The sequence below is a fragment of the Bordetella genomosp. 5 genome, assembly GCF_002261315.1.
Taxonomy (GTDB): Bacteria; Pseudomonadota; Gammaproteobacteria; order Burkholderiales; family Burkholderiaceae_B; genus Bordetella.
Genome location: NZ_NEVP01000006.1, coordinates 133,867 through 157,900, shown reverse-complemented (window position 1 = coordinate 157,900; position 24,034 = coordinate 133,867). Strand labels below are relative to the sequence as shown.

The window sequence follows — 24,034 nt, the reverse complement described above, 5'->3', positions numbered from 1 at the left end:
GCCGGAAGATGCCACTGCACCGCGGGCGTCGCAGCAAGCGACATGCCCATGGGCCCCGGCCCCGCCGAGTATCAATGGCTCGCGGCCGCCTTGCCGTGCAGGGCCTCCAGGCGCCAGAACCGTTCGGGCTGCACGCTGGTGCCGCCCAGCTCGCTGGCGTCCAGCCCGCGCAACTGACTGGCGCACTCCGCCAGCGCGCGCTGCTTGAGCGCGTGATCCTGGCCGCCGCAGATCGTGGGCGTCGCGCTCACGCGGCGCTGCTGCAGCATCGAAAGTCGGGCCTGCATGCGGCCGGGCTCGTCGCGGTGGATGAGTTCTTCGTAGGCCAGCCACTGCACGCCCGCGAACAAGGGCATGACGGCCAGCACGGCATCGCCGACATCGCCCTGGTCGGCATGGGCCAACCCGAGCGGCAGCAACACCAGTTGCGGACGCAACAATGTCAGCGCCGCGGCCAGCACGCCCCGCAGGCGCGGCGCGGCACCGGCGCCGCCATAGCGCGGGTCCAGCATGTCGAGCGCGCGGCCCTGCGCCTGCAACAGCGCGAGCGCCCTGCCGTCTTCGGCGCGCCGCACCGCCATCGCCTGCTGCGGGTCGAGAAAGCCGCAACGGCCATCCCAGTCGGTGGGCGGCGTGCCCGCGGGCGGGACCGCGCTGTACACCGTCAGCACGGTGGCTCCGGGAAAGCCGGACAAGGCGGCGCCGCAGCTGAACAGCGCATCATCGTAGTGGGGCGAAATCACGACCACACCGCGGAATTCGAGCACGTTGAGCTCCTTCGTTCGCCCGGACGCCTCCACCACGCAATTATCGTGCCGTGCGAACGTGCCAGGCACGGCACTTGCTGTGAGGCCGGCGGCCTCCCGATGCGGAGGCACCCCATTCACCTTGCAGGAGCTGCCCATGCCTGACCTCGACAATATTCCCGACCCGCGCCCGGGCCTGGGTCCGAGCGACTCGTCCGACTCCGCCAGCGACCTGCCGCGCAGCGAAGCCGACACCGACAGCGATGCCCAGGGCACGGGCGAGCGCGAATCCGTCCGCCCGTTCGAGAAAGACGAAGACGGCACCGACATCGGCCCGGACGAAGTGGTCGACGAAACCGAAGCGGGTGTGTCTCACGCCCAGCCCGATCCGGTCCGTAACGGCCGGCCCGGATGACGGTACCGACCATGCACCGTAGCGCTGAAATTCTTACCGATGGCCGCGCCGACGACCTGCCTCGCTGGGTGCGGCGACAGGAGGATACCCGCCTGGGCCTGCGCGACTGGCTCGCCCTGACCGTCCTCGTGTGCGCCGGCCTGAACGCCGGGCTGATCGCGGCCGTCAACCTGGATCTCATGCAAGTGCTGCTGTCTCCCTGGCCGTGGGCCCCGCGGGTCGCGCAGGCCCTGATCGGCCTGGCGGCGCTGCACGCCGTCGTGCTGTTGGCAGGCTGGGTGCGCGAACCCGCGCAGGAGCGCGCGCGCTGACCCTGCCTACGCACGCGGCACCACGCCTGTTCAAGCGAAATGCGCGCTGCGCCACGACGCAAAAGGCGCCGCCCCTCGGGACGGCGCCTTTTTTTGCGCGCCCGCTTCCTTACCAGTACGGCCGCTGGTTGTAGTAGGCGTGCACGTCGCTGGCCCAACGCTCGTCGGCCATGCGCGGCCAATTATGCTTGTCGAAGCCCTCGGCCTGCTTCAGCTGGTCTTTGGGCACATCGAGCACGAAGCACTTGCGATCCGTGTCGAGCGTGAGCGCGGCCCACGGAATGGCGTAGAGCTTGTCGCCCACACCCATCACGCCGCCGCGCGCGAGCACCGCGTAGGCGATGCGCCCGCGCGGCACGTCGATCATGATGGTTTCCACGGTGCCGAGCTTCTCGCCCGCCGGGTTGTAGACATCATTGCCTTCGAGCGTTTCGGCCGCCATGATTTCCGGCCCCGGGCCCGAGGGATGACGCTTGGGCCCGCCCACGATATTGGTCGATTCTGCGCTCATGTCGATCTCCAGTAAGCGATCTCCGGCAGGGCGGCGCGCCGGGCATGACCCGGCGCCCTGCTTCAACGGCCGCGCGCCGCGACCTTGATCCGGTTATCCACGTCGGTCACGCCGGCGCAGGCATCGACGCAATCCTCGACGTCGTGCTTGACGCGCCGGTCGGCGACCGTGCCCTGCAGGCTCACGGTGCCTTCGCTCACGTCCACCGACACGTCGCTCACGTCGAGGCCACTGCGCGAAAGACGCTCGCACACGATCTCGCGCACGCGTTCATCCGAGCGGACATATCCCTTGGGATCGACATACGTCGGCTGATCCCGCCAGGCGCGCGACTGCGCCTCGCGCCACTGGTCGCGCTCGTCGCGTTCGTCGAGGCGACCCTGCGCGCCACGCCCTTCACGCGCACGCTCGTGCGGCGCGTCGCGGCCGGGCTGCCGGCCCCAGGGGTCGCGCGCCTCGCGGTAGTACGCCAGGTCTTCCGTGTCGGTCAGCTGCTGCCGCTGGTAAGAGGGATTCTCGTGCGAGAAGCCGCCGTAGCTGCTCTGGCCGGGATCGGCGCTGCGGCTGCGTACCGGCTCGTCGCGCGCGGCGGCGCGGGTGCCGGGCGCCCAGCCATCGTGCTGCGCGGAGCGGGCCGGCTCGGGGTCCTCGGCGGCATCGCCGCCAGGCTGACGCGGACCCGGATAGCGCCCGCCCTCCTCGTACTGCGGTCCGGCGCGGTTCGGCTTGCCGCCGACATTGTCCGCGGGCCGATCGCCCTGCGGGCGACCGTAATCCGGCTCGTCGGCGCCGAACTGTCCGCTCTTGCGCGTCTCGTGCTCCTGCGCGTGGCGAGCGCGCGAGTCCTTGCCGGTGGCACCGGGATCAGGATGCCAGCCCGGTTCATCACGACCGCCCGCGCGCTGATTCTCGGGCGGCGTGTCGCCGCTGCCGCGGGGATCTCGTTCCTGAGGGGTGTTGCGGTCTTTCTGTTGGCCCATGATCTGCCTCCTGATTCGAACCCGCCGCGAGAGGGATGGCGCTGTCGCGCACGGCGGCGGGGAAGCCCTTATGGCACGCAAGGCGCGTGCCGGGTTACAAGCGTGCGTATTAAGGGCAGCGTTTGCCGGTCGGAGCGCGCGGCCGCCACGCCTCGCTACCCTGCCCCAAAAAGAAAAACCCCACCGCGTCACACGGCGGGGTTGTACCTGCCGGCGCGCGCCCGTGGACGCGCGCAGGGAGGTTTAGCGGCGCCAGCTGTCGGACGACGACATCAGGCATGCGCCGATGACCGCGCCGATCACGGCGGCCACGCCGATGGTCTTCCAGGCGTTATCGTGCACGTAGCCATCGGTGGCGTGCGACCAGCGGCGAGCGCGGTCGACAGCGGCACGTTCCCAGGGCCCGGCGTGCTCACGGGCGGATTCCAGCTGATGCTTGAGACGGTCGCGCGCGGATTCGATCTCGGCACCGCCGTAAGTCGCCGTGCTGCGCAGCAGCGCTTCGGTGCCGGAGATCAGCTCGCTGAGACTTTGCTTGACCTGATTCTTGGCTCCGGCGATATCGCGTTCGTAGCGTTTCGTCATGACCTCTCCTTAAAAAATGAAGCATGGTGCGCCCTGCGGCGCACCCCGAGAGGATGATTTAGCAAGTCGCGTGCCCGGGCCGGCGCACCCGCCAGCCCGCCGCCTCGCAGGGCCGCGCCGCGGCTCACATGGCCGCCGCTCCCGGCGGATCGCCGCGCGTGATGCGCACCGCCTGAAACGCGTGGGCGATCGCGCCCGCGAACGCGTCGTCGTACCAGGGATTGGCGCCGCACACGGCCACCACGAGGCCATCGACCACCACGCTGCCCCACGCATCCACCCGCCCTTCGGGCAGCAGATAGGGCGCCAGCGTCGCGGCATCGCGGCCCGACAGTCCGGTCTGATAGCTCAGCTGCGCGCGCGACCGCGCCTCGTCCGCATAGCGGCCGTCCGATCCGGCCACGTCGCCCACGCTCAGTTCGTAAAGCACGGCGCGCTCGAACGGATCGCGCCGCGGGTCGGCCTGCGGATCCAGCACGACGATGTGCAGGCCGTCGCTGCCGCCCACGGTCTCGTCGGGCAGCGCGCGCTCGATCATCGGCATGACCAGCGTGACCGCCTGCGCGGCCGCACCGACGTCGCCACGGGCGGGAAACGCCGGGGCGGGAAACGCCGGGGCGGGCACCGCGTTCGCCCCGCTTGTGCCAAGGTCCGCCGCAACGCGTGCGCGCACGGCTGCGCGCCGCGCCACGTGCGGGCCCTGCGCGCAGCCGGTGTTACGCGGCGGCATACGATCCGAGAGTTGCGTACGGCCGCGCATCTCGGCCTCCAGTTTCATCACTTGCATCGTCGACGGCTCCTGCCTGGGTGATGACGTGCGGTCGGCACGCCTTACAAATCGTTCCGGTCGGATCCCGGTGTCTGCTGCGGATCCAGGCCTGGCAAAGGGTTGCGCAGGCTGTCCGGCGGATAGTTGTCCTGCGGCTTGTTGCGATCCGCCTCGCCCTCGCCCCTTTCCTTGTCGGCCTCCGTCGGCTTGCCGCCGGCCGGTTTGTCCGCGCGCTCATCCGGCTGAGATTTCGGTTTGCTCATGATTGGCTCCTGGTGCTTGTCCGGGGCGGCGCGTCAGCCCGCCCACCATTGGGAGAGGGTCGCGCGCAACGCGTCACGGCCGCTCGCATCTTCCTTGCGCAAGGCCTGCAGATAGGCCTTGATCTGTTTGAACGGCACATGCGGCGGGATCGGCGGCATCTCGGGATCGGTGACTGCTTCGATCAGCACGGGCTTGTCGGCGGCGAAGGCACGCTCGAACGCGGCCGCGCACTCGTCGCCCTTTTCGATGCGGATGCCTTCCAGACCCAGCATCCGCGCGTACTCCGCGTACTGGAACTCCGGCAGCCACTGCGAGTCGTGAAAGCGCGGGTCGCCGCCCATCACGCGCTGCTCCCAGGTCACGAGATTCAGATCGCCGTTATTGAGGACCAGAATCACCATGCGGGGGTCGGCCCAATCGCGCCAGCGGTGCGCGATGGTGATGAGTTCATTGATGCCGAGCATCTGCATCGCACCGTCGCCCACCAGCGCGACCACCGGTCGGTCGGGGTGCGCGAGCTTGGCGGCCACGGCATACGGCACGGCGCAGCCCATGGTCGCCAGGCCACCCGAGACCGAGCCCATCATGCCCTCGCGCAGCGAGATGTCGCGCGCATACCAATTGGCCGCGGACCCCGAGTCGCAGGTGACGATCGTGCGCTCCGGCAGCTGGCGGGAGAGCTCCAGAAAAGGCCGTTGCGGATTCATGCGCTTGCCTTCGTCCATCGCCCGCGCCGTGACGGTCTTCTGCCAACGTTCGTTCATGCGCGCCACCTGCTCTGTCCAGCGCTTGCGCGCGGGCGGCATCTCGGCGTCGAGTAGGGGCAGCAAGGCCTGCAAAGTGCCGCGCGCCTCGCCCACCAGGCCGAGCTCGACCGGATAGCGCAGCGAGATCTTGCGACCATCGCGATCGATCTGCACGGCCCGGGCACGGCCCGGCTCCGGCAGAAACTCCGAGTACGGGAACGACGTGCCCACCATCAGCAGCGTGTCGCACTCGTTCATCATCTGCCAACTGGGCTGGGTGCCGAGCTGGCCGATCGCACCCGTCACGTAGGGCAGATTGTCCGGCAGCACGGCCTTGCCGAGCAGCGCCTTCGCGACGCCGGCGCCCAGGCGTTCGGCCACGGCACGCACTTCGGCGCCGGCCTCGAGCGCGCCGGCCCCGACCAGCATCGCCACGCGCTCGCCGCGATTCAGAATATCGGCGGCGTTGCGCAACGCCGCCTCGCTCGGCACCGAGGCATGCGAGGTGATGCCGATCCCGGTATGCAGCATGCCGTGCGCGCGCGGCGGCTCGGCCACCGCCGGCAGATCCTGAACATCGTTGGGGAAGATCACGCAGGTCACCGCGCGGCGTTCCAGCGCGATACGCAGCGCGCGGTCGACCAGATGACGCGCCTGCTCCGCGCTGGCCGCGACCTGCACGAAATCGTGGGCCACGTCCTTGAACAGGCTCACCAGATCGACTTCCTGCTGGAAGTCGCCGCCCAGCGCGCTACGCGCCTGCTGACCCACCAGCGCGACCACGGGCTGGTGATCGAGCTTGGCGTCGTAAAGACCGTTGAGCAGATGAATGGCGCCGGGGCCCGAGGTCGCGAGACACACACCGACCTGACCGGTAAATTTGGCATGCGCGCACGCCATGAAGGCCGCGCCCTCTTCGTGCCGCGCCTGCACGAACTCGAGCGGCGCTTCGGTGCGGCCGAAGGCGCCGATCAGACCATTGATACCGTCGCCGGGATAGCCGAACACTCGGCGGATCCCCCATTCGGACAAGCGGGTGAGGACGAAGTCGGAGACTGTCTGCATGCGGCGCTCCCATGGGCTGACACGATGGAAAGCTCACGCTTGCAGCAACCGCTGTTCCTGCCCTCCCCGCGCAACGGCGAGCGAGCCCGGCGGCCCGCCTTATTCCGCAGGCGTCACGGAAGGCATCATCTCCTTTGCGCGGACGACAAACGGCCGGCGCGGGCAATGCCGGCGCCGGCCGTGAGGGACACGCAGAACGCTCAGGAGGCCTCGTGCGCGCCCGCGGCGTCCTTGTCCACCGGGATCAGGTAGCCGTCGCGTTCGTACTCTTCGAGGCGGTTGTACAGCGTCTTGGCACTGATGCCCAGGATCGCCGCGGTCTGCTTCTTCACGCCCCCGCAACGCGCCAGCGTCGCAAGGATCAGCCGGCGATCGGCTTCGGCCAGCGTGGCGCCCACCTTCACGCTGACGCGCGAGGCATCGTCGGCCCGGCTAGTCTTGGGCGAGGTCTGCGGCAGCAGCGACTCGTCCGTGATGTCGTCGGTCTCGGCGAGGATGTAGGCGCGACGCACGAAGTTCTTGAGTTCGCGGACGTTGCCCGGCCAGCCATGCGCCATGATCGCCGCGCGCGCGGCGTCGGTGAAACGCTTCTGCGTGCCGTTGTCCTTGTTCTGCGCCTCGAGGAAGCGCTCGCACAGAAACAGGATGTCGTCGCCGCGATCACGCAGCGCGGGCAGCTCGAGCGGGAAGACGCTCAGGCGGTAATACAGATCTTCGCGCAGGCGACCCTGCGCCACGGCCTGATCGGGGCTGCGATTGGTCGCCGCCACGATGCGGACATCGCAGGCGATCTCGCGATTGGTACCGACCCGCATGAAATGGCCGGTCTCGAGCACGCGCAGCAGCTTGACCTGCAGATCGAGCGGCATCTCGGTCACTTCATCGAGAAACAGCGTGCCGCCGTCCGCGCGTTCGAAGTAGCCCTTGTGCTGGCGGTCGGCGCCGGTGAAGCTGCCCTTCTCGTGGCCGAACAGCTCGCTCTCGATCAGGTTGGGCGAAATCGCACCGCAGTTCACCGCCACGAACGGACGCTGGCGCCGCGGGCTGAGATCGTGAATCGCATGGGCCGCCAGCTCCTTGCCGGTGCCGCTCTCGCCGATCAGCAGCGTCGAGACATCGGTGGGCGCGACCCGCGCCAATTGTTCGTAGACACGCTGCATGACTTCCGAGCGGCCCAGCATCTGACCGAAACGGCCATCCTCGGAAAACGGCTGATCCGACGGCGTGCTATCGGCCGTGCCGGCCACGCGGTCCATGATCTGCTGCAGGCGTTCCATGCTGATCGGCTTGACCAGGTAGTCCGTCGCGCCCAGACGCAGGGCCTCGACGGCGCTGTCCATGCTGCCATGACCGGTGATCACCACCACTTCGGCATTGCCGATCGGGACGCGGCGGAAGATATCCATGCCGTTGCCTTCCGGCAGGCGCACGTCCGCCAGCACCAGGTCAGGCAGTTTGCGTTCCCATTGCAGCACCGCATCGCGCACGGAACCCGCCATGGCGACCGTGAAGCCGCTCTCGCGGCCGATCTCGGCCAGGGTCTCGCGGATAGCATCATCATCATCGACGACGAGCAGGTGTGGCATGAAAGCTTTCCTTCTGGCTTATATGTGTAGTGTCGTGACCGCTACGCGGTGTCGGCGCGGTAGCGCCATTCCCCGTTCGAAAGCGCGCTGGGGCCTTTTGTGCCCCGCACGATCATCGCTTCCGAACCCGCACCCTTGAGCATAGCGTGGACATTAGAAGAAATGCGACCACCAGGGGTTGGATACGTAAACATTCGATACGGACGCGCGCCGGATGATACGGGTATTTGCATCTCGTCGCATTTCCCCCCCTGCGGGCGTGACCTGCCGCTATCATGTGCGTTCTGTCATTGCAGAGGTATATGCATGCCCGCCCGCAGCACCACGCCCCCATCCTCCAGCCGGAAAGCGCCCGACCTGGACATACTGGGTATCAGCGATGTCATGCGTCAGCTCACCCGCCAGATCGACCGCGCCGCGGCCACCGATGCGTCGGTGTTCATCGTGGGCGAGAGCGGCGCCGGTAAAGAGCTGGTTGCGCGCGCCATTCATGCCGGCAGCCCGCGCGCCGACCGGCCCTTCGTGGCCGTCAACTGCGGCGCCATCAGCCGCAGCCTGGCGCACGCCGTCCTGTTCGGTCACGAAAAAGGCAGTTTCACGGGCGCGCTGGCCCAGAACGCCGGCTATTTCGAACACGCCAGCGGCGGCACCCTGTTCCTCGACGAAGTCACCGAAATGTCGACCGACATGCAGGTGCACTTCCTGCGCGTCCTCGAGACCGGCACCTATCAGCGCGTCGGCGGCACCGACCTGCTGCGTGCCAACGTGCGGCTGATCTGTGCGAGCAACCGCGACCCGCTCGAGGCCGTGGCGCAGGGCCGCCTGCGCGAAGACTTCCTGCACCGGCTGCTGGTCGTGCCGCTGCGGGTGCCGCCCCTGCGCGAGCGCCTCGAAGACATCCCGGTGCTGGCGCAGCGCATGCTCGATGATCTGAACAAGAGCAACCGCAGCGACAAGCGCTTCGCGCCCGCCATGATCGAGGCGCTGCAGCGCTACGACTGGCCCGGCAATGTGCGCGAGCTCAAGAACATCGTGCAACGTGCCTACATCATGGCCGACAACGAAATCGGGGACGCCCTCGCGCCCAAGCCGCGCCCGATGGCGGCGGGCGCCGGCGACGAAGATCAGCTCGACATCGCCGTGGGCACCAATCTGGCCGACGCCCAGCGCCGGCTGATCCTCGCCACGCTCGCGCAATGCGACGACGACAAGCAGCGCGCCGCGCAGGCGCTCGGCATCAGTGTCAAAACGCTCTACAACCGGCTCGCGGCCTACGACATTCCGGCCGACGAGTGAGCGTATGGGGCGCGGTTCCGGCAACCGGGACCGCGCCTTGCTGTTACATCCCCGCCGTAGAAGAAAGTAACAGGCGTCGCGATTCTTTGATCGCGCCCCGGGCTGCGCGTCCCCGCCCTTGCGCGCCAGGCTCCGCGCCCCGGGCTATGCGCCCCAGGCTACGCGCCCCGGGCTATGCGCCCCAGGCACGCCACATGCGCAATTCTTACCGCCAGCCGGTAAGGGTGGCGCATCCCATCCGGCCACCCTTCCCCCGCCCTGCCCGTTTTCCCCTGGGAACGCCCCCGCCAACCCAGGGATTACCCTAGGATGGCATGGATCTTGCATCTATATCTCCGAGTACCCGCCGGCGCTTGCCGGTGCATCACCCCCAGGAGATATAAGTGAGTTACGCCGCCCAGGAATTGCGTTTGCGCCAGCAGACCACGCTGGCCCCCCGCCTGCAGCAGTCGGTAAAGCTGTTGCAGATGTCGGCATTGGAGTTCACCACTGCCGTCCAGCATGCGTTGGCGACCAATCCCTTTCTTGAGGATACGAGCGATGACATGCCGGCAGACCCCTTGGTAGCCGGGATGCCCGTCGCCGTGGGCGCCGCCAGCGGTGCCCCCGACTCCATGAACGACACGGCGCCCTCCGCCCCCGAGGCGGGTGACGGCGCCGAAGGCGGTGCCAGCGAGACCGCCGGCGCCTCCGAGGCCGATTACGCGCCCGAGTACGCAAGCGAGTTTCCCGGCGAGTATTCGGGCGACTACCCGACGAGCCACGGCAGCGGTGCACAGGGCAACGACCTGGCCCACTGGGTGGCGCACAGCCCGTCGCTGTGCGATCGCCTGCTGCGCGAGCTCGGCACCTACACCCTGAACGAGCGCGACCGCGCGCTCGCCGCCTTCATCATCGATGCCCTCGATTCCGACGGCTATCTGCGCACGCCGCTGTGCGAGCTCGCGGGCGATGCCGGCTTCGAGCCCGAGCCCGACGAGGGCGAATGGCTGGCGGCGCTCAAGCTCGTGCAGAGCATGGACATCCCCGGCCTGGCCGCCCGCGACCTGCGCGAATGCCTGCTGCTGCAACTGCAGGGCCGCACCGAGCCGGGTCAGGCGCTGGCCCAGACCATCGTGGAACACCATCTCGAGCGCCTCGGCCGCAATGACATGAACGGGCTCCAGAAGCTGATCGGTTGTGACGCCGAAGCCCTGCAGACCGCCTGCGCGCTGATCCGCGGCCTGGACCCCAAGCCCGGCCGCCGCTACGACAACCAGGCGCCGGCGTATGTCGTGCCCGACGTGTTCGTGAGCAAGTACCAGTCGCGCTGGCGCGTCGTGCCGAACCGCCATGCGATGCCGCGCGCCCGTCTCTACCAGACCTACGCCGATCTGTTCCGCCGGGCCCGCGTGGACAACCGCAGCCCGATGGCGCAGGAGCTGCAGGAAGCGCGCTGGCTGGTGCGCAACGTCGAGCAACGCTACACCACCATCCAGCGTGTGGCCGAAGCGATCGTGAAACGCCAGCAACGCTTCTTCGAATACGGCGAAGTCGCGCTGCGGCCGCTGATGCTGCGCGAGGTTGCCGACGACCTCGACATGCATGAGTCGACCGTGTCGCGCGCCACCGCCAACAAATACATGGTCACGCCGCGCGGCGTGTTCGAATTCCGCCACTTCTTCTCGCGCGAACTCGCGACCGAGTCGGGCGGCTCGTGCTCGTCGGCGGCCGTCCGCGCCCTGATCCGCGAACTGATCGACGCCGAGGACCCCGCCGAACCGCTGTCCGATGTCACGCTGACCGAGCGCCTCGCGGCCAACGGTATCGTGGTGGCCCGTCGCACGGTCACGAAGTATCGCGGCCAGATGCGCCTCGCGCCCGCCGAGCTGCGCCGTCACTAGAATCTCCGGTGTCACCCCCCTTGCCGCCCGGCCTCGCGCCGGGCGCTTTTTTTTGTCGCCGGGCCGCCCCAAGACAAAAAGCGCCCCCTCGGGGGGCAGCAAGCCGAAGGCGCAGCGTGGGGGCCTTTTTTGTCGCCGGGCCGCCCCAAGACAAAAAGCGCCCCCTCGGGGGGCAGCAAGCCGAAGGCGCAGCGTGGGGGCCTTTTTTATTCCGCCGCACAGCGCGGTCGTCGAGGCTTACTGGCCCAGCACGGCCTGCATGTCGTACAGGCCGTTGTGCTTGCCGTCGAGGAAGCGCGCCGCACGCACGGCGCCTTGCGCGTAAGTGACGCGGCTGCTGGAGCGATGCGTGATTTCGATGCGCTCGCCCGGGCCGCAGAAATACACGGTGTGATCGCCCACGATATCGCCGCCGCGGACCACCGAGAAGCCGATCGTGCCGGGCTTGCGCACGCCAGTGTCGCCATGACGCGTCCAGGTGGCGACGTCGGGCAGCGCGACATCCCATGCCGAGGCCACGACCTCGCCCATCTTGAGCGCGGTGCCCGAGGGCGCATCGACCTTGTTGCGGTGATGCGCTTCGAAGACTTCGACGTCGTAGCCGCTGTTGAGCAGGCGCGCGGCCATGTCGAGCAGCTTGAGCGTGGCGTTGACGCCGACGCTCATGTTGGGCGCGAAGACCACGGCGATTTTCTGGGCGGCGACGTCGATCGCGGCGCGGCCGTGTTCGTCGAAACCCGTGGTGCCGATCACGATGTTGGTGCCGTGCTTGACGCACGCCTCGAGGTGCACGAGCGTGCCTTCGGGGCGGGTGAAGTCGATCAGGCAGTCGGCCTGCGCCAGCGCGGCGAGATCGTCGGTGATCTTCACGCCGGTGTCGCGGCCCAGGAAGGCGCCCGCGTCCTGGCCGAGGCTGGCGGATCCGGCGCGGTCGAGCGCGACGGTCAGTTGCAGGCCGTCGGTGGAGAGCACGGACTCGACCAGCATCTGGCCCATCCGGCCGCTGGCGCCGGCGATTGCGATACGCATGGTGTTCCTTGGCTTACTTGATCGGTTCGGGCGTCGAACCCGGCTGGCCGGGGTGTTCGGTTACGGACGGCGTGGGCGAATTGATGACCGGGCCGCGGCGGGTCTTGTCGGCCTCTTCCTCGCGCTTGGCGTCGCGCGCGTCGTCCTTGTCATCCTTCTTGATGGTGGCGGCGTCGGGCGTGTTGATCTGGAAGGGCTGCAGCGCGGGCTGCTCGTCGCCGCTCCATTTCACGAGGCGGTCGTTTTCGAACCAGACCGTGAACTGACGCTCTTCGGGCTTGCCGTAGCCGGGCTTGAAGTAGTAGGGGTAGTCCCAGCGATCGCCGTGCAGGACGCTGGTCAGGGTGGGGCTGCCGAGCGCGAATCGCACTTGCTCACGCGTCATGCCATTCTGCAGCAGGGCCACCTGCTCGCTGGTAATCCAGTTGCCCTGCTGGATGTCGGCCCGGTACGGGAAACCCCATTTGCCGGTCGAGCAGGCACTGAGAACAGCCGCCAGGGCCACGGTCACCAGCACCGTCTTGACGGGCCGGAAGGGATTACGTGCAATCATGGACACTACGCGCCCCTATTATTGGAAACGAACAAAACCGTTATCATAAAGGTTTAATAACGAGTTCCGCAGGGCAGTGGGCATCTCGAAGCACTGGGCTTGCGGCCGATGCCGGGTATCCTACCCACCCATGCCACCGCGGACGGAGAGCGATTACACCATGAGCGACCAAAGCGAACTGAAAAACATGGGTTTGAAGGCGACGTTTCCGCGCCTGAAGATTCTGGACATCTTCCGCAAGTCCGAGCACCGTCACCTGAGCGCCGAAGACGTCTACCGGGCCCTGATCGGCGAAAGCGTCGAGATCGGCCTTGCCACCGTCTACCGCGTCCTGACCCAGTTCGAGCAGGCCGGCATCTTGGCGCGCAGCCAGTTCGATACGGGCAAGGCCGTGTTCGAGCTCAACGACGGCGATCACCACGATCACCTGATCTGCACCAACTGCGGCACGGTCGTCGAATTCTCGGATCCCGACATCGAAAAGCGCCAGCACAAGATCGCCAAGGACAACGGCTTCCTGCTGGAAAGCCACGCCATGGTGCTCTACGGCATCTGCGCCACCTGCCAGAAGTCGCGCTGATCGGCCGCGGCGGCCAGGTTCGCCATTGCCGCGCCCCTCTGCCGTCCGGGCCGCGACAGGCCGGGCCACGACAGGCCGGGCCACGACATGCCGGGCCGGCTAGCGGAGCACAACAGCCCCCCAGAAAAAACCGCCTTGCAGCGATGCAGGCGGTTTTTTTTCGGACCGGGTGCGGGGATGGTAGCCCCGCCATGGCGGCCGGGGTGCCCGGATCGCCCGCGCTGGCCGGTGACGGCGCGCGGGCCGGCCGCGTCTCAGCCGGCGTGCGCGGCCAGCGGGCGGGTCATGGCGTCGAGCATTTCGCGGGCATGATCGCGGGTCGTGGCGGTGATCTGGATGCCGCCCAGCATGCGCGCCACCTCTTCGACCCGCTCGTCGGCGGAAAGCTCGGCGATGCGCGAACGCGTGGTGCCGCCGGATTCGCTCTTGCTCACGCGGAACTGCGTGTTGCCGCAAGCCGCCACCTGCGGCAGGTGCGTGACGCACAGGACCTGATGGCGTGCGCCGAGTTCGCGCAGCAGCTTGCCCACCACCTCGGCCACGGCACCGCCCACGCCGCTATCGACTTCGTCGAAGATCAGTGTGGGCACGCGCGCGGCGCGGCTGGCGATGACCGACAGCGCCAGCGAAATGCGGGAGAGCTCGCCCCCGGAGGCGACCTTGGCCAGCGGGCGCGGCGTGGTGCCGGCATGACCGGCCACCAGAAATTCGACCTGTTCGTTGCCCTGGGCGCTGGGCGGGGCATCCGTGAGCGCGGCCTCGAAGCGGCCACCGGCCATCGACAGCGTCTGCATGGCCTGGCTGACCAGCTTGCCGAGCTCCTTGGCGATCTTGCGCCGCGCCGTGCTCAAGCGGCCGGCGGCGGCGTCGTAGCGCTCCTGGGCCGCGCGGGTCTGCGCCTGCAGCGCCTGCACGTCGCCGGCGGCCTGCAGCTCGGCCAGGCGGGCCGACAGCTCGGCCTCGACGACGGGCAGGGATTCGGGCTCGCACTTGAACTTGCGCGCGGTCTCGAACACGGCGGACAGTCGCGCCTCGACATCGGCGAGGCGTTGCGGATCGAGCTCCACGCGGCTCACGTAGTTGTTGAGGTCGGAGACGGCCTCGTCCATCGCGATGCGGGCGGAATCCAGGGCTTCGGCGATGCCGGCAAGCCCGGGGTCGTGGCGCTGCATCTGGGCCAGACGCTGGCTCGCGCCGTTGAGACGGTGCAGCGCGGAATCGTCTTCGCCATCGAGCGCCTCGACGATGAGGCTGGCGCCGTCGAGCAGGCTTTGCGCATGGGCAAGGCGGGTGTGCTCCACCTGCAGGGCTTCCCATTCGCCTTCGCGCAGGCCGAGCTTGGCGAGCTCGTCGGCTTCCCATTGGAGGCGCTCGCGCTCCGCCTCGAGCGCCGCCGCGTCTTTCGTGGCGGTTTCGAGTTGGCGCGACAAGGCGCGCCATTGCTTGAAGGTGTGCGCGGTATCCTGGCGCAGCTCGGCATGACCGCCGTGCGCGTCCAGCAGATCGCGCTGTGCGTCGGGCCGCATCAGGCTCTGGTGCGCGTGCTGTCCGTGAATGTCGACGAGGTTTTCGCCGAGCTCGCGCAATTGCGTGAGCGTGGCCGGCACGCCGTTGACGTAGGCACGGCTGCGCCCCTGTGCATCGATCACGCGGCGCAGGGTGAGCTCTTCGGCGGCTTCGAGTTCGCGCTCTTCGAGCCAGGGCCGCAGGGTGGCCGGGGTGTCGAAGATGGCGGTGATATCGGCGCGTGCCGCGCCCTCGCGCAGCACCGAGGCGTCGCCGCGCTCGCCGAGGGCCAGCGCCAGCGCATCGATCAGGATGGACTTGCCCGCACCGGTCTCGCCGGAGAAAACGGTGAAGCCGGCGCCGAAATGGATTTCGGTCTGCTCGACGATGACGAAGTCACGGATATGCAGGGTTCGCAGCATGACGAGCGCGGAGGGTTATTCGTTGTCGGTGGCCTGCGGCATCTGATTCCAGTGCAGTTTGCGGCGCAGGGTTGAGAGGAAACTGTAGCCCTGCGGGTGCACGAAACGCACGGTATGCGGGGCGCGCTGCACGGTGATGCGGTCGCCGGGCTGCAGGTCGGACCAGGTCTGCATGTCGAAATGCACGCTGGCGCCGACTTCCACGCGGCCCATGGCGGTGAGGGTCATGCTGAGCACGCCGCTGCCCGGAATCACGATGGGACGGTTCGACAGGCTCTGCGGCGCGACGGGCACCAGCACCATGGCGTCGAGGCCGGGGTGCAGGATGGGGCCGTTGGCCGACAGCGCGTACGCTGTCGATCCCGTGGGCGTGGCGATGATGAGGCCGTCGGCACGCTGGGTGTACATGTAAGCGTCGTCGAGCTCGACGCGCATCTCGATCATGCCGCCGCGGCCGGCGCGGTTGAGCACGACGTCGTTGAGGGCCGAGGCGGAGAACATCTCCTGCTCACCGCGCCAGACGCTGCCTTGCAGCAGCGTGCGGTCTTCGATCTGGTAGTCGCCATCGAGGACACGCGCGAGCGCGCTCTGAGAATCGTGCAGTGCGATGTCGGTGATGAAGCCGAGCCGGCCGTGGTTGATGCCGACCAGCGGCACCCCATAGCGCGCCAGATAGCGCGCCGCGCCCAGCACCGTGCCGTCGCCGCCCATCACCACGGCGAGCGAGGCGCCTTCGCCGATCTGCTGCAGCGTGGCTTCGGGGTATTCGTGCACGCCGGTGTTGCGCGCCGTATCGGCTTCGATCAACACGGCGCGGCCGGCTTGCGTCAGCATGTGCGCCAGCGCGCGCAGCGGCGCATCCAGGCCCGTGTCCTGGTAGCGGCCGATCAAGGCGACGGTGGGGAAGTGCATAGGGGCGCCGTAGGGTAGAGGATCTGGTGTAGCTTATCAGGGCATTATATGGGGCCGCATATTGTGTTGGCGGACAAAAATCGCCTACGGCACAACTTTTCCCTAAAATACGCTTATGGATGACCGCGCACGTGCACTGCTCAAAGCGTTGATCGAACGCTACATCGCCGACGGGCAACCGGTCGGCTCGCGCACGCTTTCCAAAGTGTTCGACCTGTCGCCGGCCACGATACGCAACGTGATGGCCGACCTCGAAGAGCTCGGCCTGATCCACAGTCCGCACACCTCCGCCGGCCGGATTCCCACGCCGCGCGGCTATCGCATGTTCGTCGATTCGCTGCTGGCCGTGCGGCCGTATCAGTTCGAGCCGGCCAATATCAGCGAGATGCTGCCCGTGGCCGAGCCGAGCCGGGCGGTCAACGCGGCGGCGGCGCTGCTGTCCAATCTCACCCAGTTCGCCGGCGTGGTGCTCACGCCCAAGCGGGCGCAGGTGTTCCGCCAGATCGAATTCATCCGCCTGTCCGACAAGCGCGTGCTGCTCATCATCGTCACGCCCGATGGCGATGTGCAGAATCGCATCATGTCGGTGCAGCGCGATTACGCCGACACCGAGCTGATCGAGGCCGGCAATTTCTTCAACGTGCATTTTTCGGGCAAGTCGTTCGATGCGGTGCGCCGCACGTTGTCGACCGAGCTGGCCCAGCTCCGCGAAGACATCTCGCGGCTGATGCAGGCCGCGGTCGAGGCCTCGGCCGAAGCGGCCGAAGATGGCGACGCGGTGGTGATCTCGGGCGAGCGCAAGCTGCTCGACGTCTCGGATATCGCATCCGACATGGACCGGCTGCGCAAGATGTTCTCGCTGTTCGAGAAAAAAACCGACCTGCTGCAATTGCTCGACGTGTCGAGCCGTGCGCAGGGGGTTCAGATCTACATCGGCGGCGATTCGCAGCTGGTGCCGATGGAAGAAGTGTCCGTCATCACGGCGCCTTATGGCGTCGATGGCAAGGTCGTGGGCACGCTAGGCGTGATCGGCCCGACCCGGATGGCCTACGAGCGCGTGATTCCCATCGTGGACATCACCGCCCGTCTGCTCTCCAATGCCTTGAGCCACAATCAATAACCATAACCGGGTCCGCCATCCGCCTGCGCGGGAGGATGTGCGGCCTGCAGAGAGGTGTTTTGTGTTTCTGCGCCTGTTCAAGTATCTCTGGCCCGAGCGCTTCCTGCTCGAGCCCGCTCAGGATGATCCGTTCAACGAAGACCCGCCGCCCAGCGGTCCGGGGCGCGTCGGCGTGCTGCTGGTCAATCTGGGCACGCCCGACACGCCGGAGCCGCGTGCGATCCGCAAGTATCTGGGCGAGTTTCTCGCCGATCCGCGCGTCATCGAGATCCCGCGCTACCTGTGGCTGCCCATTCTGCACTGCATGGTGCTGACGGCGCGGCCCAAGAAGCTCGCGCCGCGCTACCGCGGCATCTGGCTCGAGGAAGGCTCGCCGCTGCTGGTCTACAGCCAGCGGCAGACCGCGGGTGTGAAGCAGAATCTGGCCGCGCGCGGCTACGACGTCGAGGTCGAGCTGGCGATGCGTTATGGCAATCCGTCGATTCCCGATGCGATCGCGCGTCTGCGTGCGCGGGGTGTCGACCACATCCTCACGGTGCCGCTGTATCCGCAATACGCCGCATCGACCTCCGCCACGGTCGTCGACGCGGTAACCCGCCACGTGGGGCGCCTGCGCGACCAGCCGGCGCTGCGCTTCGTCAAACGCTTCCACACCGAACCCGCCTGGCTCGATGCCCAGGCCGCCAGGATCCAGGATTTCTGGCAGGCGAATGGCCGGCCGGCCAAGCTGGTAATGAGCTTTCACGGTCTGCCGCGCTATTCGATCGAGCTCGGCGATCCCTACTACCGCGACTGCCTCGAGAGTGCCCGTCTGCTGCGCGAGCGACTCGACTTTCCGGCGGAGGACATCGAGGTCACGTTCCAGAGCCGCTTCGGCTCGGCGCGCTGGCTCGAGCCCTACACCGAACCCACCCTGAAAGAGCTGGCACGCCGCGGCGTGACCGAGGTCGACGTGGTGTGCCCCGGTTTCGTGGCCGACTGCCTCGAAACACTCGAAGAAATCAGCCAGGAATGCCGCGACGCGTTCCTCGAAGCAGGAGGCAAGCAGTTCCGGTATATCCCGGCGCTCAACGACGACGGCCGCTGGATCGACGGACTGACCGAGCTGGTCGAGCGGCAGCTGCAGGGCTGGCCCGTTCGGCCGCAGGGCGAGACCGCCCGGATCGGACCGGCCTGACCGCGACCTGGTGAGGAGGGGGACGCTGCGCGCGGCGCCCGCCCCGCCGCCGCGCCGGTGATCCCGCTCGCGGCCGGCCTCGGGAACGATGCTTGCTCATAGGCAAGGCGTTGATTTCTCAAGGAGAAGGCAGGATGAATGCTTCCACTCGCCCCGGCGTCGGTACCTCCGGCGCCCCCGGTCACGACAAGCTGCAGGAAGACGGCGCCCAGCGCGACCTCGACGAAGCGCTCGAGGACACCTTCCCGGCCAGCGACCCGATTGCCATCACCCCCGAAGACGACGAGTCCCAGCCCCGCCCGGGCAAGGACACGGTCGACGAGGCCCTCGAAGACACGTTCCCGGCGAGCGATCCGCCGGCACCGACCCAGCCGCGCAAGCAGCGCTGACTCCCGGCACAGCGGGCCCGCCTCAGGCGGGCCCGTTTTTTTATGCGAAGACTCAATTTTTTTATTCGGACGGTATAGACCCACCTTGAAACGTGGGTATTGGCCCCCATTGAGAGGTCTTGAGTCGAATCACCTTTGTCGGAGGACCTCCCATGACGGCACCCCAAGAGCCGCTCGATCCCGTGCCCACGCCCGAATCGGGTGAGGCTGTCAGCGCCGCCCAGGACGAGCTGGCCGCACTGCGCGCTGAACTCGAAGCAGCCCAGGCCACCATCCAGGCCCAGCAAGACCAGATTCTGCGTACCGCAGCCGAAGCCGAGAACGTGCGTCGCCGTTCCCAGGAAGACGTGACCAAGGCCCGCAAGTTCGGCATCGAATCGTTCGCCGAAAGCCTCGTGCCGGTCAAGGACAGCCTGGAAGCCGCGCTGGCACAGCCGGAGCAAACCGTGGAAACGCTGCGCGAAGGCGTCGAAATGACCCTCAAGCAGTTGGCCGCCGCGTTCGAACGCAACCAGCTCGCGGACATCGATCCGGCGCAGGGCGACAAGTTCGATCCGCACCAGCACCAGGCGATTTCGTCGGTGCCGGCCCCCCAGCCCGCCAATACGGTGGTGCAGGTTCTGCAGAAGGGCTACGCCATCGCCGACCGCACGCTGCGTCCGGCGCTGGTGATCGTGTCCGCGGGTCAGGGCTGATCGCATGAGTTCCGGCCCCAATTTTGACCCGACCGCGGTGTTCGAGGTGTTCTCGATGCGCCCGGTCGACAGTGCCAGCTTCGACGCCGAGGTCGTGAATGCCTCCGGCGACGATCTGCGCTGCGTCTTTCTTTGGGGCCAGGACTGCTACAACTGCAACATCTTCAAGCAGACCGCGCTCTTGCACAAAGACGCGCTGCTGGGCCTGGGACTGAGCTGGTTCCAGGCTGACGTGTACGCGGACGAGGCGCTCGGGCGCCGGTTTTCGCTGCACGGCGTGCCGACTTTCATGATGTTTCGCGGCGGAAAGCGGCTCGGACGCATTACCGGCTGGCCCGGATTGCCGCAGTTTTCGGCTGCGATACACCGTCTGCAGACGGGCTCTTGAAAAACCCTGAGCCCGACCCCAGTTAGGCTGGGACCGAGTTTTTTGAACCCAAATCACTGTTTTCACTAGGTATTCCTACCATGAGCAAAATCATCGGCATTGACCTGGGCACGACCAATAGCTGCGTGGCAGTCATGGATGGCGGCCAGGTAAAGATCATCGAAAACGCCGAAGGCGCCCGCACGACCCCGTCGATCGTCGCCTACATGGACGACGGCGAGACGCTGGTCGGCGCGCCGGCCAAGCGCCAGGCTGTCACCAATCCCAAGAACACCCTGTACGCCGTCAAGCGTCTGATCGGCCGCAAGTTCGACGAGAAGGCGGTCCAGAAGGACATCCACCTGATGCCCTATGGCATCGTCAAGGCCGACAACGGCGACGCGTGGGTCGAAGTGCGTGGCAAGAAGCTCGCGCCTCCTCAAGTGTCGGCCGAAGTGCTGCGCAAGATGAAGAAGACCGCCGAAGACTACCTCGGCGAAGAAGTCACCGAAGCCGTGATCACGGTGCCGGCCTACTTCAACGACAGCCAGCGCCAGGCCACCAAGGACGCCGGCCGCATCGCCGGTCTGGAAGTCAAGCGCATCATCAACGAGCCGACCGCGGCTGCGCTGGCTTTCGGCCTCGACAAGACCGAAAAGGGCGATCGCAAGATTGCCGTGTATGACCTGGGTGGCGGCACGTTCGACGTGTCCATCATCGAAATCGCCGACGTCGATGGCGAGAAGCAGTTCGAAGTGCTGTCGACCAACGGCGACACGTTCCTGGGCGGCGAAGACTTCGACCAGCGCATCATCGATTACATCATCGGCGAGTTCAAGAAAGAGCAGGGCGTCGACCTCTCGAAGGACGTGCTGGCTCTGCAGCGCCTGAAGGAAGCCGCCGAAAAGGCCAAGATCGAGCTGTCTTCGAGCCAGCAGACCGAAATCAATCTGCCGTACATCACGGCCGATGCGTCGGGTCCGAAGCACTTGAACCTGAAGATCACGCGCGCCAAGCTGGAAGCGCTGGTCGAAGAACTGATCGAGCGCACCATCGAGCCCTGCCGCGTCGCCATCAAGGATGCCGGCGTCAAGGTCTCGGACATCGACGACGTGATCCTGGTCGGTGGCATGACCCGCATGCCCAAGGTCCAGGAAAAGGTGAAGGAATTCTTCGGCCGCGATCCGCGCAAGGACGTGAACCCCGACGAGGCCGTGGCCGCTGGTGCCGCGATCCAGGGTTCGGTGCTGTCCGGTGAACGCAAGGACGTGCTGCTGCTGGACGTGAGCCCGCTGTCCCTGGGTATCGAAACCCTCGGCGGCGTCATGACCAAGATGATCCCGAAGAACACCACGATCCCGACGCGCTTCTCGCAGACGTTCTCGACGGCTGACGACAACCAGCCCGCCGTGACCATCAAGGTGTTCCAGGGTGAGCGCGAAATCGCCGCCGGCAACAAGGGCCTGGGCGAGTTCAACCTCGAGGGGATCCCGCCGGCGCCGCGCGGCATGCCGCAGATCGAGGTCACGTTCGACATCGACGCCAACGGCATCCTGCACGTGTCCGCCAAGGACAAGGGCACCGGCAAGGAAAACAAGATCACCATCAAGGCGAACTCGGGTCTGTCCGAAAGCGAGATCGAACGCATGGTGAAGGACGCCGAGGCCAACGCCGAGGAAGATCACCGCATGGCCGAACTGGCGCAGACGCGCAACCAGGCCGATGCGCTGGTGCACGCCACGCGCAAGTCGCTGACCGAATACGGCGACAAGCTCGAGGCCTCGGAGAAGGAAGCCATCGAAGCGGCGATCAAGGACGTCGAGTCCAGCCTGCAATCGACGGACAAGGCCGAGATCGATGCCAAGGTCGAAGCACTGACCACCGCGTCGCAAAAGCTGGGCGAAAAGATGTATGCCGACATGCAGGCGCAGCAGGCTGCCCAGCAGTCGCAGCACCAGCAAGCGGCCGACAACGCCAAGCCGGTGGACGACAACGTGGTCGACGCCGACTTCAAGGAAGTCAAGCGGGACCAGTAAAGTCCGGTCTATGATGTCCGATTCCCGCCCGGTGGCCGGTTTTTCCGGTTCCCGGGCGGAGTCGTTACAAGTTCCCCGAATTTCGGCTCTTTCCGGAGCCCTCTAATCATCATGGCAAAACGCGATTACTACGAAGTTCTCGGCGTGGCAAAAAACGCCACGGACGACGAGCTCAAGAAGGCCTACCGGAAGCTGGCCATGAAATACCATCCGGACCGCAATCCGGATAGCAAGGACGCCGAGGACAAATTCAAGGAGGCCAAAGAGGCCTACGAAGTCCTGGGCGACGAACAGAAGCGGGCGGCGTACGATCGCTACGGTCACGCGGGCGTCGATCCCAACGCGGCCGGCATGGGTGGCGCGGGCATGGGCGGCGGTTTTGCCGATGCCTTCGGCGACATCTTCGGCGAGATCTTCGGTGCCGGCCGTCGCGGTGGCGGCGGGGGCCCGCAGGTCTATCGCGGCGCCGATCTCAAATACGCACTGGAAATCACGCTCGAGCAGGCGTCGGCCGGCTTCGACACCGAGATCCGCGTGCCCAGCTGGGAAAACTGCGATGTGTGCCATGGGTCGGGCGCCAAGCCCGGCACCACGCCCAAGACCTGCCGCACCTGCGGTGGCTCGGGCGCCGTGCGCATGCAGCAGGGTTTCTTCAGCGTGCAGCAAACCTGCCCGACCTGCCATGGCAACGGCAAGGAGATCACCGATCCCTGCACGGCGTGCGATGGCGTGGGTCGCACCCGCCGCAACAAGACCCTGCAGGTCAAGATTCCGGCCGGCATCGACGACGGCATGCGCATCCGTTCGAGCGGCAACGGCGAGCCGGGCGTCAATGGTGGCCCCCCGGGCGATCTGTACGTCGAGATCCACATCAAGCAGCACCGGATCTTCCAGCGCGATGGCGACGATCTGCACTGCGAGCTCACCATTCCGTTCACCACCGCGGCGTTGGGCGGTGATCTGCAGGTGCCCACGCTCGGCGGCAAAGCGGAAATCGCGATCCCCGAGGGCACGCAGTCCGGCAAGACTTTCCGTCTGCGCGGCAAGGGCATCAAGGGTGTGCGGGCCAGCTACCCCGGCGATCTGTACTGCCACGTCGTGGTCGAGACGCCGGTGCGCCTGAGCGACGAGCAGAAGAGCATCCTGCGTCAGTTCGAGGCTTCGCTCAACGACGGTGGCGACCGCCACTCGCCGCAGAGCAAGTCCTGGACGGATCGCGTCAAAGAGTTCTTCAGCTGATCCCGGTGGCATCACCGCGTGGCGAGGCCGCGCGGCGATGAACGAAACCCCGGTCTGCGTTCTCACGCGACCGGGGTTTTTTTTGTTTGCACGGGTCCGGCGCTGTGGACGTAAAAAAAGCCCGGAACGCCATGAACGCGTTCCGGGCCGGGTGCCGGGAGTGGGGCGGGGGGCGGTCACTGCACCGGCACCCACCTACCCCTTACATCGGGGTACGCTCGGGCGGGTAGTCAAGATTGCCCCGTGACACCAGCCCCGCGTTGCGGGCATCCTGCAGTTCGGCCTGGACATGCTCACGCGATTCGCCGCTGGGCATGCGATCCGAGGTCAGCACGGGGTAGTCGAGCTGATCCGTGGGGATCATGCCGGCCGTGCGGGCCTGGTCCAGTTCCTCGCGCACCTCTGCGCGGGTCAGGGGCGGCTCGGTCTGGACCATGGGGGGCGGGTAGTCCAGGTTGCCGTGCGTCACGCGACCTTGGTCGCGTGCCTGATCCAACTGCGCGCGCACTTCGGCGCGGGTCGGCTCTCCCTGTGAGGTCATCGCGGTTTCCGCAGCTGCGGCACCGGCGAAGGTGAACGTGGCGATGAGCGTTGCGGCCAGCGTCTTGTTCTTGAGCTTCATGATGATGTCCTCCGATTGAGTCAGGCAAGGAATGACCTTGCACGATTTCAGTATGGACACCTCTTTCTCCGGTGAAAACCCCGGAATGTGAGCCGATCTTTCGAGATTTCGGGGCTTCCCTGGGGCGCGTCTTGCCAAGCCTTGCCTCGCGTAGCGTTTGTTCACGGGTATGCAAGCGCATCCGACAGACGCCTTCCGCGATGTGCAATGCCGCACCCTTTTGGCACGCC

At 67.0% G+C, this 24,034-nt stretch carries 25 protein-coding genes; 12 read left to right on the top strand and 13 right to left on the bottom strand.

The genetic code is table 11. From position 1 onward, the window contains the following. Positions 1–71: 71 nt before the first annotated feature. Positions 72–767 (bottom strand): PIG-L family deacetylase, encoded by a 696-nt coding sequence (locus tag CAL25_RS09525; protein WP_094799732.1) that lies wholly within the window; start codon positions 765–767, stop codon positions 72–74. Between the two features lie 136 nt (positions 768–903). On the opposite strand from CAL25_RS09525, the gene CAL25_RS09520 reads away from it, so the two are divergent. Continuing rightward, complete coding sequence (locus CAL25_RS09520; protein ID WP_094799731.1) at positions 904–1,161, top strand: hypothetical protein; 258 nt, start codon at positions 904–906, stop codon at positions 1,159–1,161. Positions 1,162–1,172: 11 nt separating this feature from the next. Further along, positions 1,173–1,472: a DUF378 domain-containing protein gene (locus tag CAL25_RS09515; RefSeq protein WP_094799730.1), complete on the top strand. Its 300-nt coding sequence runs from the start codon at positions 1,173–1,175 to the stop codon at positions 1,470–1,472. A gap of 109 nt (positions 1,473–1,581) precedes the next feature. Here CAL25_RS09515 and CAL25_RS09510 read toward each other — a convergent pair whose 3' ends face one another. The 7 genes from CAL25_RS09510 to CAL25_RS09480 all read right to left on the bottom strand — a co-directional run bounded on the left by CAL25_RS09510 (position 1,582) and on the right by CAL25_RS09480 (position 7,978). Beyond that, positions 1,582–1,983 carry a PRC-barrel domain-containing protein gene (locus CAL25_RS09510; RefSeq protein WP_094799729.1) on the bottom strand — a complete coding sequence of 134 codons (402 nt, stop codon included), beginning with the start codon at positions 1,981–1,983 and terminating at the stop codon, positions 1,582–1,584. Between the two features lie 62 nt (positions 1,984–2,045). Beyond that, positions 2,046–2,963 carry a BON domain-containing protein gene (locus CAL25_RS09505; RefSeq protein WP_094799728.1) on the bottom strand — a complete coding sequence of 306 codons (918 nt, stop codon included), beginning with the start codon at positions 2,961–2,963 and terminating at the stop codon, positions 2,046–2,048. A 243-nt stretch (positions 2,964–3,206) separates the two neighbouring features. Continuing rightward, positions 3,207–3,548 (bottom strand): DUF883 family protein, encoded by a 342-nt coding sequence (locus tag CAL25_RS09500; RefSeq protein ID WP_094799727.1) that lies wholly within the window; start codon positions 3,546–3,548, stop codon positions 3,207–3,209. A 124-nt stretch (positions 3,549–3,672) separates the two neighbouring features. Then, on the bottom strand, positions 3,673–4,335 hold the full coding sequence (locus CAL25_RS09495; protein ID WP_249279009.1) for a hypothetical protein: 663 nt from the start codon (positions 4,333–4,335) through the stop codon (positions 3,673–3,675). Between the two features lie 44 nt (positions 4,336–4,379). Next, positions 4,380–4,580, bottom strand: a complete 201-nt coding sequence (locus CAL25_RS09490; RefSeq protein ID WP_094799726.1) for a hypothetical protein — start codon at positions 4,578–4,580, stop codon at positions 4,380–4,382. Positions 4,581–4,613: 33 nt separating this feature from the next. Further along, positions 4,614–6,392, bottom strand: coding sequence for a thiamine pyrophosphate-requiring protein (locus CAL25_RS09485; protein ID WP_094799725.1), 1,779 nt, complete (start codon positions 6,390–6,392; stop codon positions 4,614–4,616). A gap of 200 nt (positions 6,393–6,592) precedes the next feature. After that, on the bottom strand, positions 6,593–7,978 hold the full coding sequence (locus tag CAL25_RS09480) for a sigma-54-dependent transcriptional regulator (RefSeq protein ID WP_094799724.1): 1,386 nt from the start codon (positions 7,976–7,978) through the stop codon (positions 6,593–6,595). 384 nt (positions 7,979–8,362) lie between these two features. Between CAL25_RS09480 and CAL25_RS09475 the strand changes: the two genes are divergently transcribed. Further along, positions 8,363–9,274, top strand: a complete 912-nt coding sequence (locus tag CAL25_RS09475) for a sigma-54 interaction domain-containing protein (protein ID WP_249279008.1) — start codon at positions 8,363–8,365, stop codon at positions 9,272–9,274. Positions 9,275–9,657: 383 nt separating this feature from the next. Then, positions 9,658–11,157, top strand: a complete 1,500-nt coding sequence (locus CAL25_RS09470) for an RNA polymerase factor sigma-54 (RefSeq protein WP_094799722.1) — start codon at positions 9,658–9,660, stop codon at positions 11,155–11,157. 237 nt (positions 11,158–11,394) lie between these two features. Here CAL25_RS09470 and dapB read toward each other — a convergent pair whose 3' ends face one another. Beyond that, the gene (gene dapB, locus CAL25_RS09465; RefSeq protein WP_094799721.1) at positions 11,395–12,186 is read right to left on the bottom strand and encodes a 4-hydroxy-tetrahydrodipicolinate reductase; all 792 of its coding nucleotides are present in this window, start codon (positions 12,184–12,186) and stop codon (positions 11,395–11,397) included. 13 nt (positions 12,187–12,199) lie between these two features. Next, positions 12,200–12,739 carry an outer membrane protein assembly factor BamE gene (locus tag CAL25_RS09460; RefSeq protein ID WP_094799720.1) on the bottom strand — a complete coding sequence of 180 codons (540 nt, stop codon included), beginning with the start codon at positions 12,737–12,739 and terminating at the stop codon, positions 12,200–12,202. A gap of 160 nt (positions 12,740–12,899) precedes the next feature. Between CAL25_RS09460 and fur the strand changes: the two genes are divergently transcribed. Further along, complete coding sequence (gene fur / locus CAL25_RS09455) at positions 12,900–13,319, top strand: ferric iron uptake transcriptional regulator (RefSeq protein ID WP_094799719.1); 420 nt, start codon at positions 12,900–12,902, stop codon at positions 13,317–13,319. A 254-nt stretch (positions 13,320–13,573) separates the two neighbouring features. On the opposite strand, the gene recN is transcribed toward fur, so the two are convergent. Continuing rightward, the gene (gene recN, locus CAL25_RS09450; RefSeq protein WP_094799718.1) at positions 13,574–15,247 is read right to left on the bottom strand and encodes a DNA repair protein RecN; all 1,674 of its coding nucleotides are present in this window, start codon (positions 15,245–15,247) and stop codon (positions 13,574–13,576) included. A 15-nt stretch (positions 15,248–15,262) separates the two neighbouring features. Next, entirely contained in the window at positions 15,263–16,159 is an 897-nt protein-coding gene (locus CAL25_RS09445) for an NAD kinase (protein WP_094799717.1), read from the bottom strand. 115 nt (positions 16,160–16,274) lie between these two features. Here CAL25_RS09445 and hrcA point away from each other — a divergent pair, with 115 nt between their 5' ends. The 7 genes from hrcA (at position 16,275) to dnaJ (ending at position 23,182) form a co-directional block, all read left to right on the top strand. Then, a complete protein-coding gene (gene hrcA / locus CAL25_RS09440) occupies positions 16,275–17,279 on the top strand; it encodes a heat-inducible transcriptional repressor HrcA (protein WP_094799716.1) in 1,005 nt (334 codons plus the stop codon). Between the two features lie 61 nt (positions 17,280–17,340). Further along, positions 17,341–18,456 (top strand): ferrochelatase, encoded by a 1,116-nt coding sequence (gene hemH / locus CAL25_RS09435; RefSeq protein WP_094799715.1) that lies wholly within the window; start codon positions 17,341–17,343, stop codon positions 18,454–18,456. A gap of 134 nt (positions 18,457–18,590) precedes the next feature. Continuing rightward, positions 18,591–18,845 carry a hypothetical protein gene (locus tag CAL25_RS09430; RefSeq protein WP_094799714.1) on the top strand — a complete coding sequence of 85 codons (255 nt, stop codon included), beginning with the start codon at positions 18,591–18,593 and terminating at the stop codon, positions 18,843–18,845. A gap of 152 nt (positions 18,846–18,997) precedes the next feature. Next, positions 18,998–19,540 carry a nucleotide exchange factor GrpE gene (gene grpE, locus CAL25_RS09425; RefSeq protein ID WP_094799713.1) on the top strand — a complete coding sequence of 181 codons (543 nt, stop codon included), beginning with the start codon at positions 18,998–19,000 and terminating at the stop codon, positions 19,538–19,540. A gap of 4 nt (positions 19,541–19,544) precedes the next feature. Beyond that, positions 19,545–19,928 carry a thioredoxin family protein gene (locus CAL25_RS09420; protein WP_094799712.1) on the top strand — a complete coding sequence of 128 codons (384 nt, stop codon included), beginning with the start codon at positions 19,545–19,547 and terminating at the stop codon, positions 19,926–19,928. Positions 19,929–20,008: 80 nt separating this feature from the next. Further along, a complete protein-coding gene (dnaK, locus tag CAL25_RS09415) occupies positions 20,009–21,943 on the top strand; it encodes a molecular chaperone DnaK (protein WP_094799711.1) in 1,935 nt (644 codons plus the stop codon). Between the two features lie 111 nt (positions 21,944–22,054). After that, positions 22,055–23,182: a molecular chaperone DnaJ gene (gene dnaJ, locus CAL25_RS09410; protein ID WP_094799710.1), complete on the top strand. Its 1,128-nt coding sequence runs from the start codon at positions 22,055–22,057 to the stop codon at positions 23,180–23,182. Between the two features lie 202 nt (positions 23,183–23,384). On the opposite strand, the gene CAL25_RS09405 is transcribed toward dnaJ, so the two are convergent. After that, positions 23,385–23,864, bottom strand: coding sequence for a DUF4148 domain-containing protein (locus CAL25_RS09405; RefSeq protein WP_141217907.1), 480 nt, complete (start codon positions 23,862–23,864; stop codon positions 23,385–23,387). Between the last annotated feature and the right edge of the window lie 170 nt (positions 23,865–24,034).

What these genes read in the sequence shown, in the direction of transcription:
- recN (WP_094799718.1), bottom strand. Translation starts at nt 15,247, where the DNA reads ATGCTGCGAACCCTGCATATCCGTGACTTCGTCATCGTCGAGCAGACC.
- CAL25_RS09430 (WP_094799714.1), top strand. Translation starts at nt 18,591, where the DNA reads ATGAATGCTTCCACTCGCCCCGGCGTCGGTACCTCCGGCGCCCCCGGT.
- fur (WP_094799719.1), top strand. Translation starts at nt 12,900, where the DNA reads ATGAGCGACCAAAGCGAACTGAAAAACATGGGTTTGAAGGCGACGTTT.
- CAL25_RS09485 (WP_094799725.1), bottom strand. Translation starts at nt 6,392, where the DNA reads ATGCAGACAGTCTCCGACTTCGTCCTCACCCGCTTGTCCGAATGGGGG.
- dapB (WP_094799721.1), bottom strand. Translation starts at nt 12,186, where the DNA reads ATGCGTATCGCAATCGCCGGCGCCAGCGGCCGGATGGGCCAGATGCTG.
- CAL25_RS09500 (WP_094799727.1), bottom strand. Translation starts at nt 3,548, where the DNA reads ATGACGAAACGCTACGAACGCGATATCGCCGGAGCCAAGAATCAGGTC.
- CAL25_RS09515 (WP_094799730.1), top strand. Translation starts at nt 1,173, where the DNA reads ATGCACCGTAGCGCTGAAATTCTTACCGATGGCCGCGCCGACGACCTG.
- dnaJ (WP_094799710.1), top strand. Translation starts at nt 22,055, where the DNA reads ATGGCAAAACGCGATTACTACGAAGTTCTCGGCGTGGCAAAAAACGCC.
- CAL25_RS09445 (WP_094799717.1), bottom strand. Translation starts at nt 16,159, where the DNA reads ATGCACTTCCCCACCGTCGCCTTGATCGGCCGCTACCAGGACACGGGC.
- CAL25_RS09505 (WP_094799728.1), bottom strand. Translation starts at nt 2,963, where the DNA reads ATGGGCCAACAGAAAGACCGCAACACCCCTCAGGAACGAGATCCCCGC.
- CAL25_RS09420 (WP_094799712.1), top strand. Translation starts at nt 19,545, where the DNA reads ATGAGTTCCGGCCCCAATTTTGACCCGACCGCGGTGTTCGAGGTGTTC.
- hrcA (WP_094799716.1), top strand. Translation starts at nt 16,275, where the DNA reads ATGGATGACCGCGCACGTGCACTGCTCAAAGCGTTGATCGAACGCTAC.
- CAL25_RS09460 (WP_094799720.1), bottom strand. Translation starts at nt 12,739, where the DNA reads ATGATTGCACGTAATCCCTTCCGGCCCGTCAAGACGGTGCTGGTGACC.
- CAL25_RS09520 (WP_094799731.1), top strand. Translation starts at nt 904, where the DNA reads ATGCCTGACCTCGACAATATTCCCGACCCGCGCCCGGGCCTGGGTCCG.
- grpE (WP_094799713.1), top strand. Translation starts at nt 18,998, where the DNA reads ATGACGGCACCCCAAGAGCCGCTCGATCCCGTGCCCACGCCCGAATCG.
- CAL25_RS09490 (WP_094799726.1), bottom strand. Translation starts at nt 4,580, where the DNA reads ATGAGCAAACCGAAATCTCAGCCGGATGAGCGCGCGGACAAACCGGCC.
- CAL25_RS09510 (WP_094799729.1), bottom strand. Translation starts at nt 1,983, where the DNA reads ATGAGCGCAGAATCGACCAATATCGTGGGCGGGCCCAAGCGTCATCCC.
- CAL25_RS09480 (WP_094799724.1), bottom strand. Translation starts at nt 7,978, where the DNA reads ATGCCACACCTGCTCGTCGTCGATGATGATGATGCTATCCGCGAGACC.
- CAL25_RS09475 (WP_249279008.1), top strand. Translation starts at nt 8,363, where the DNA reads ATGCGTCAGCTCACCCGCCAGATCGACCGCGCCGCGGCCACCGATGCG.
- CAL25_RS09495 (WP_249279009.1), bottom strand. Translation starts at nt 4,335, where the DNA reads ATGCAAGTGATGAAACTGGAGGCCGAGATGCGCGGCCGTACGCAACTC.
- dnaK (WP_094799711.1), top strand. Translation starts at nt 20,009, where the DNA reads ATGAGCAAAATCATCGGCATTGACCTGGGCACGACCAATAGCTGCGTG.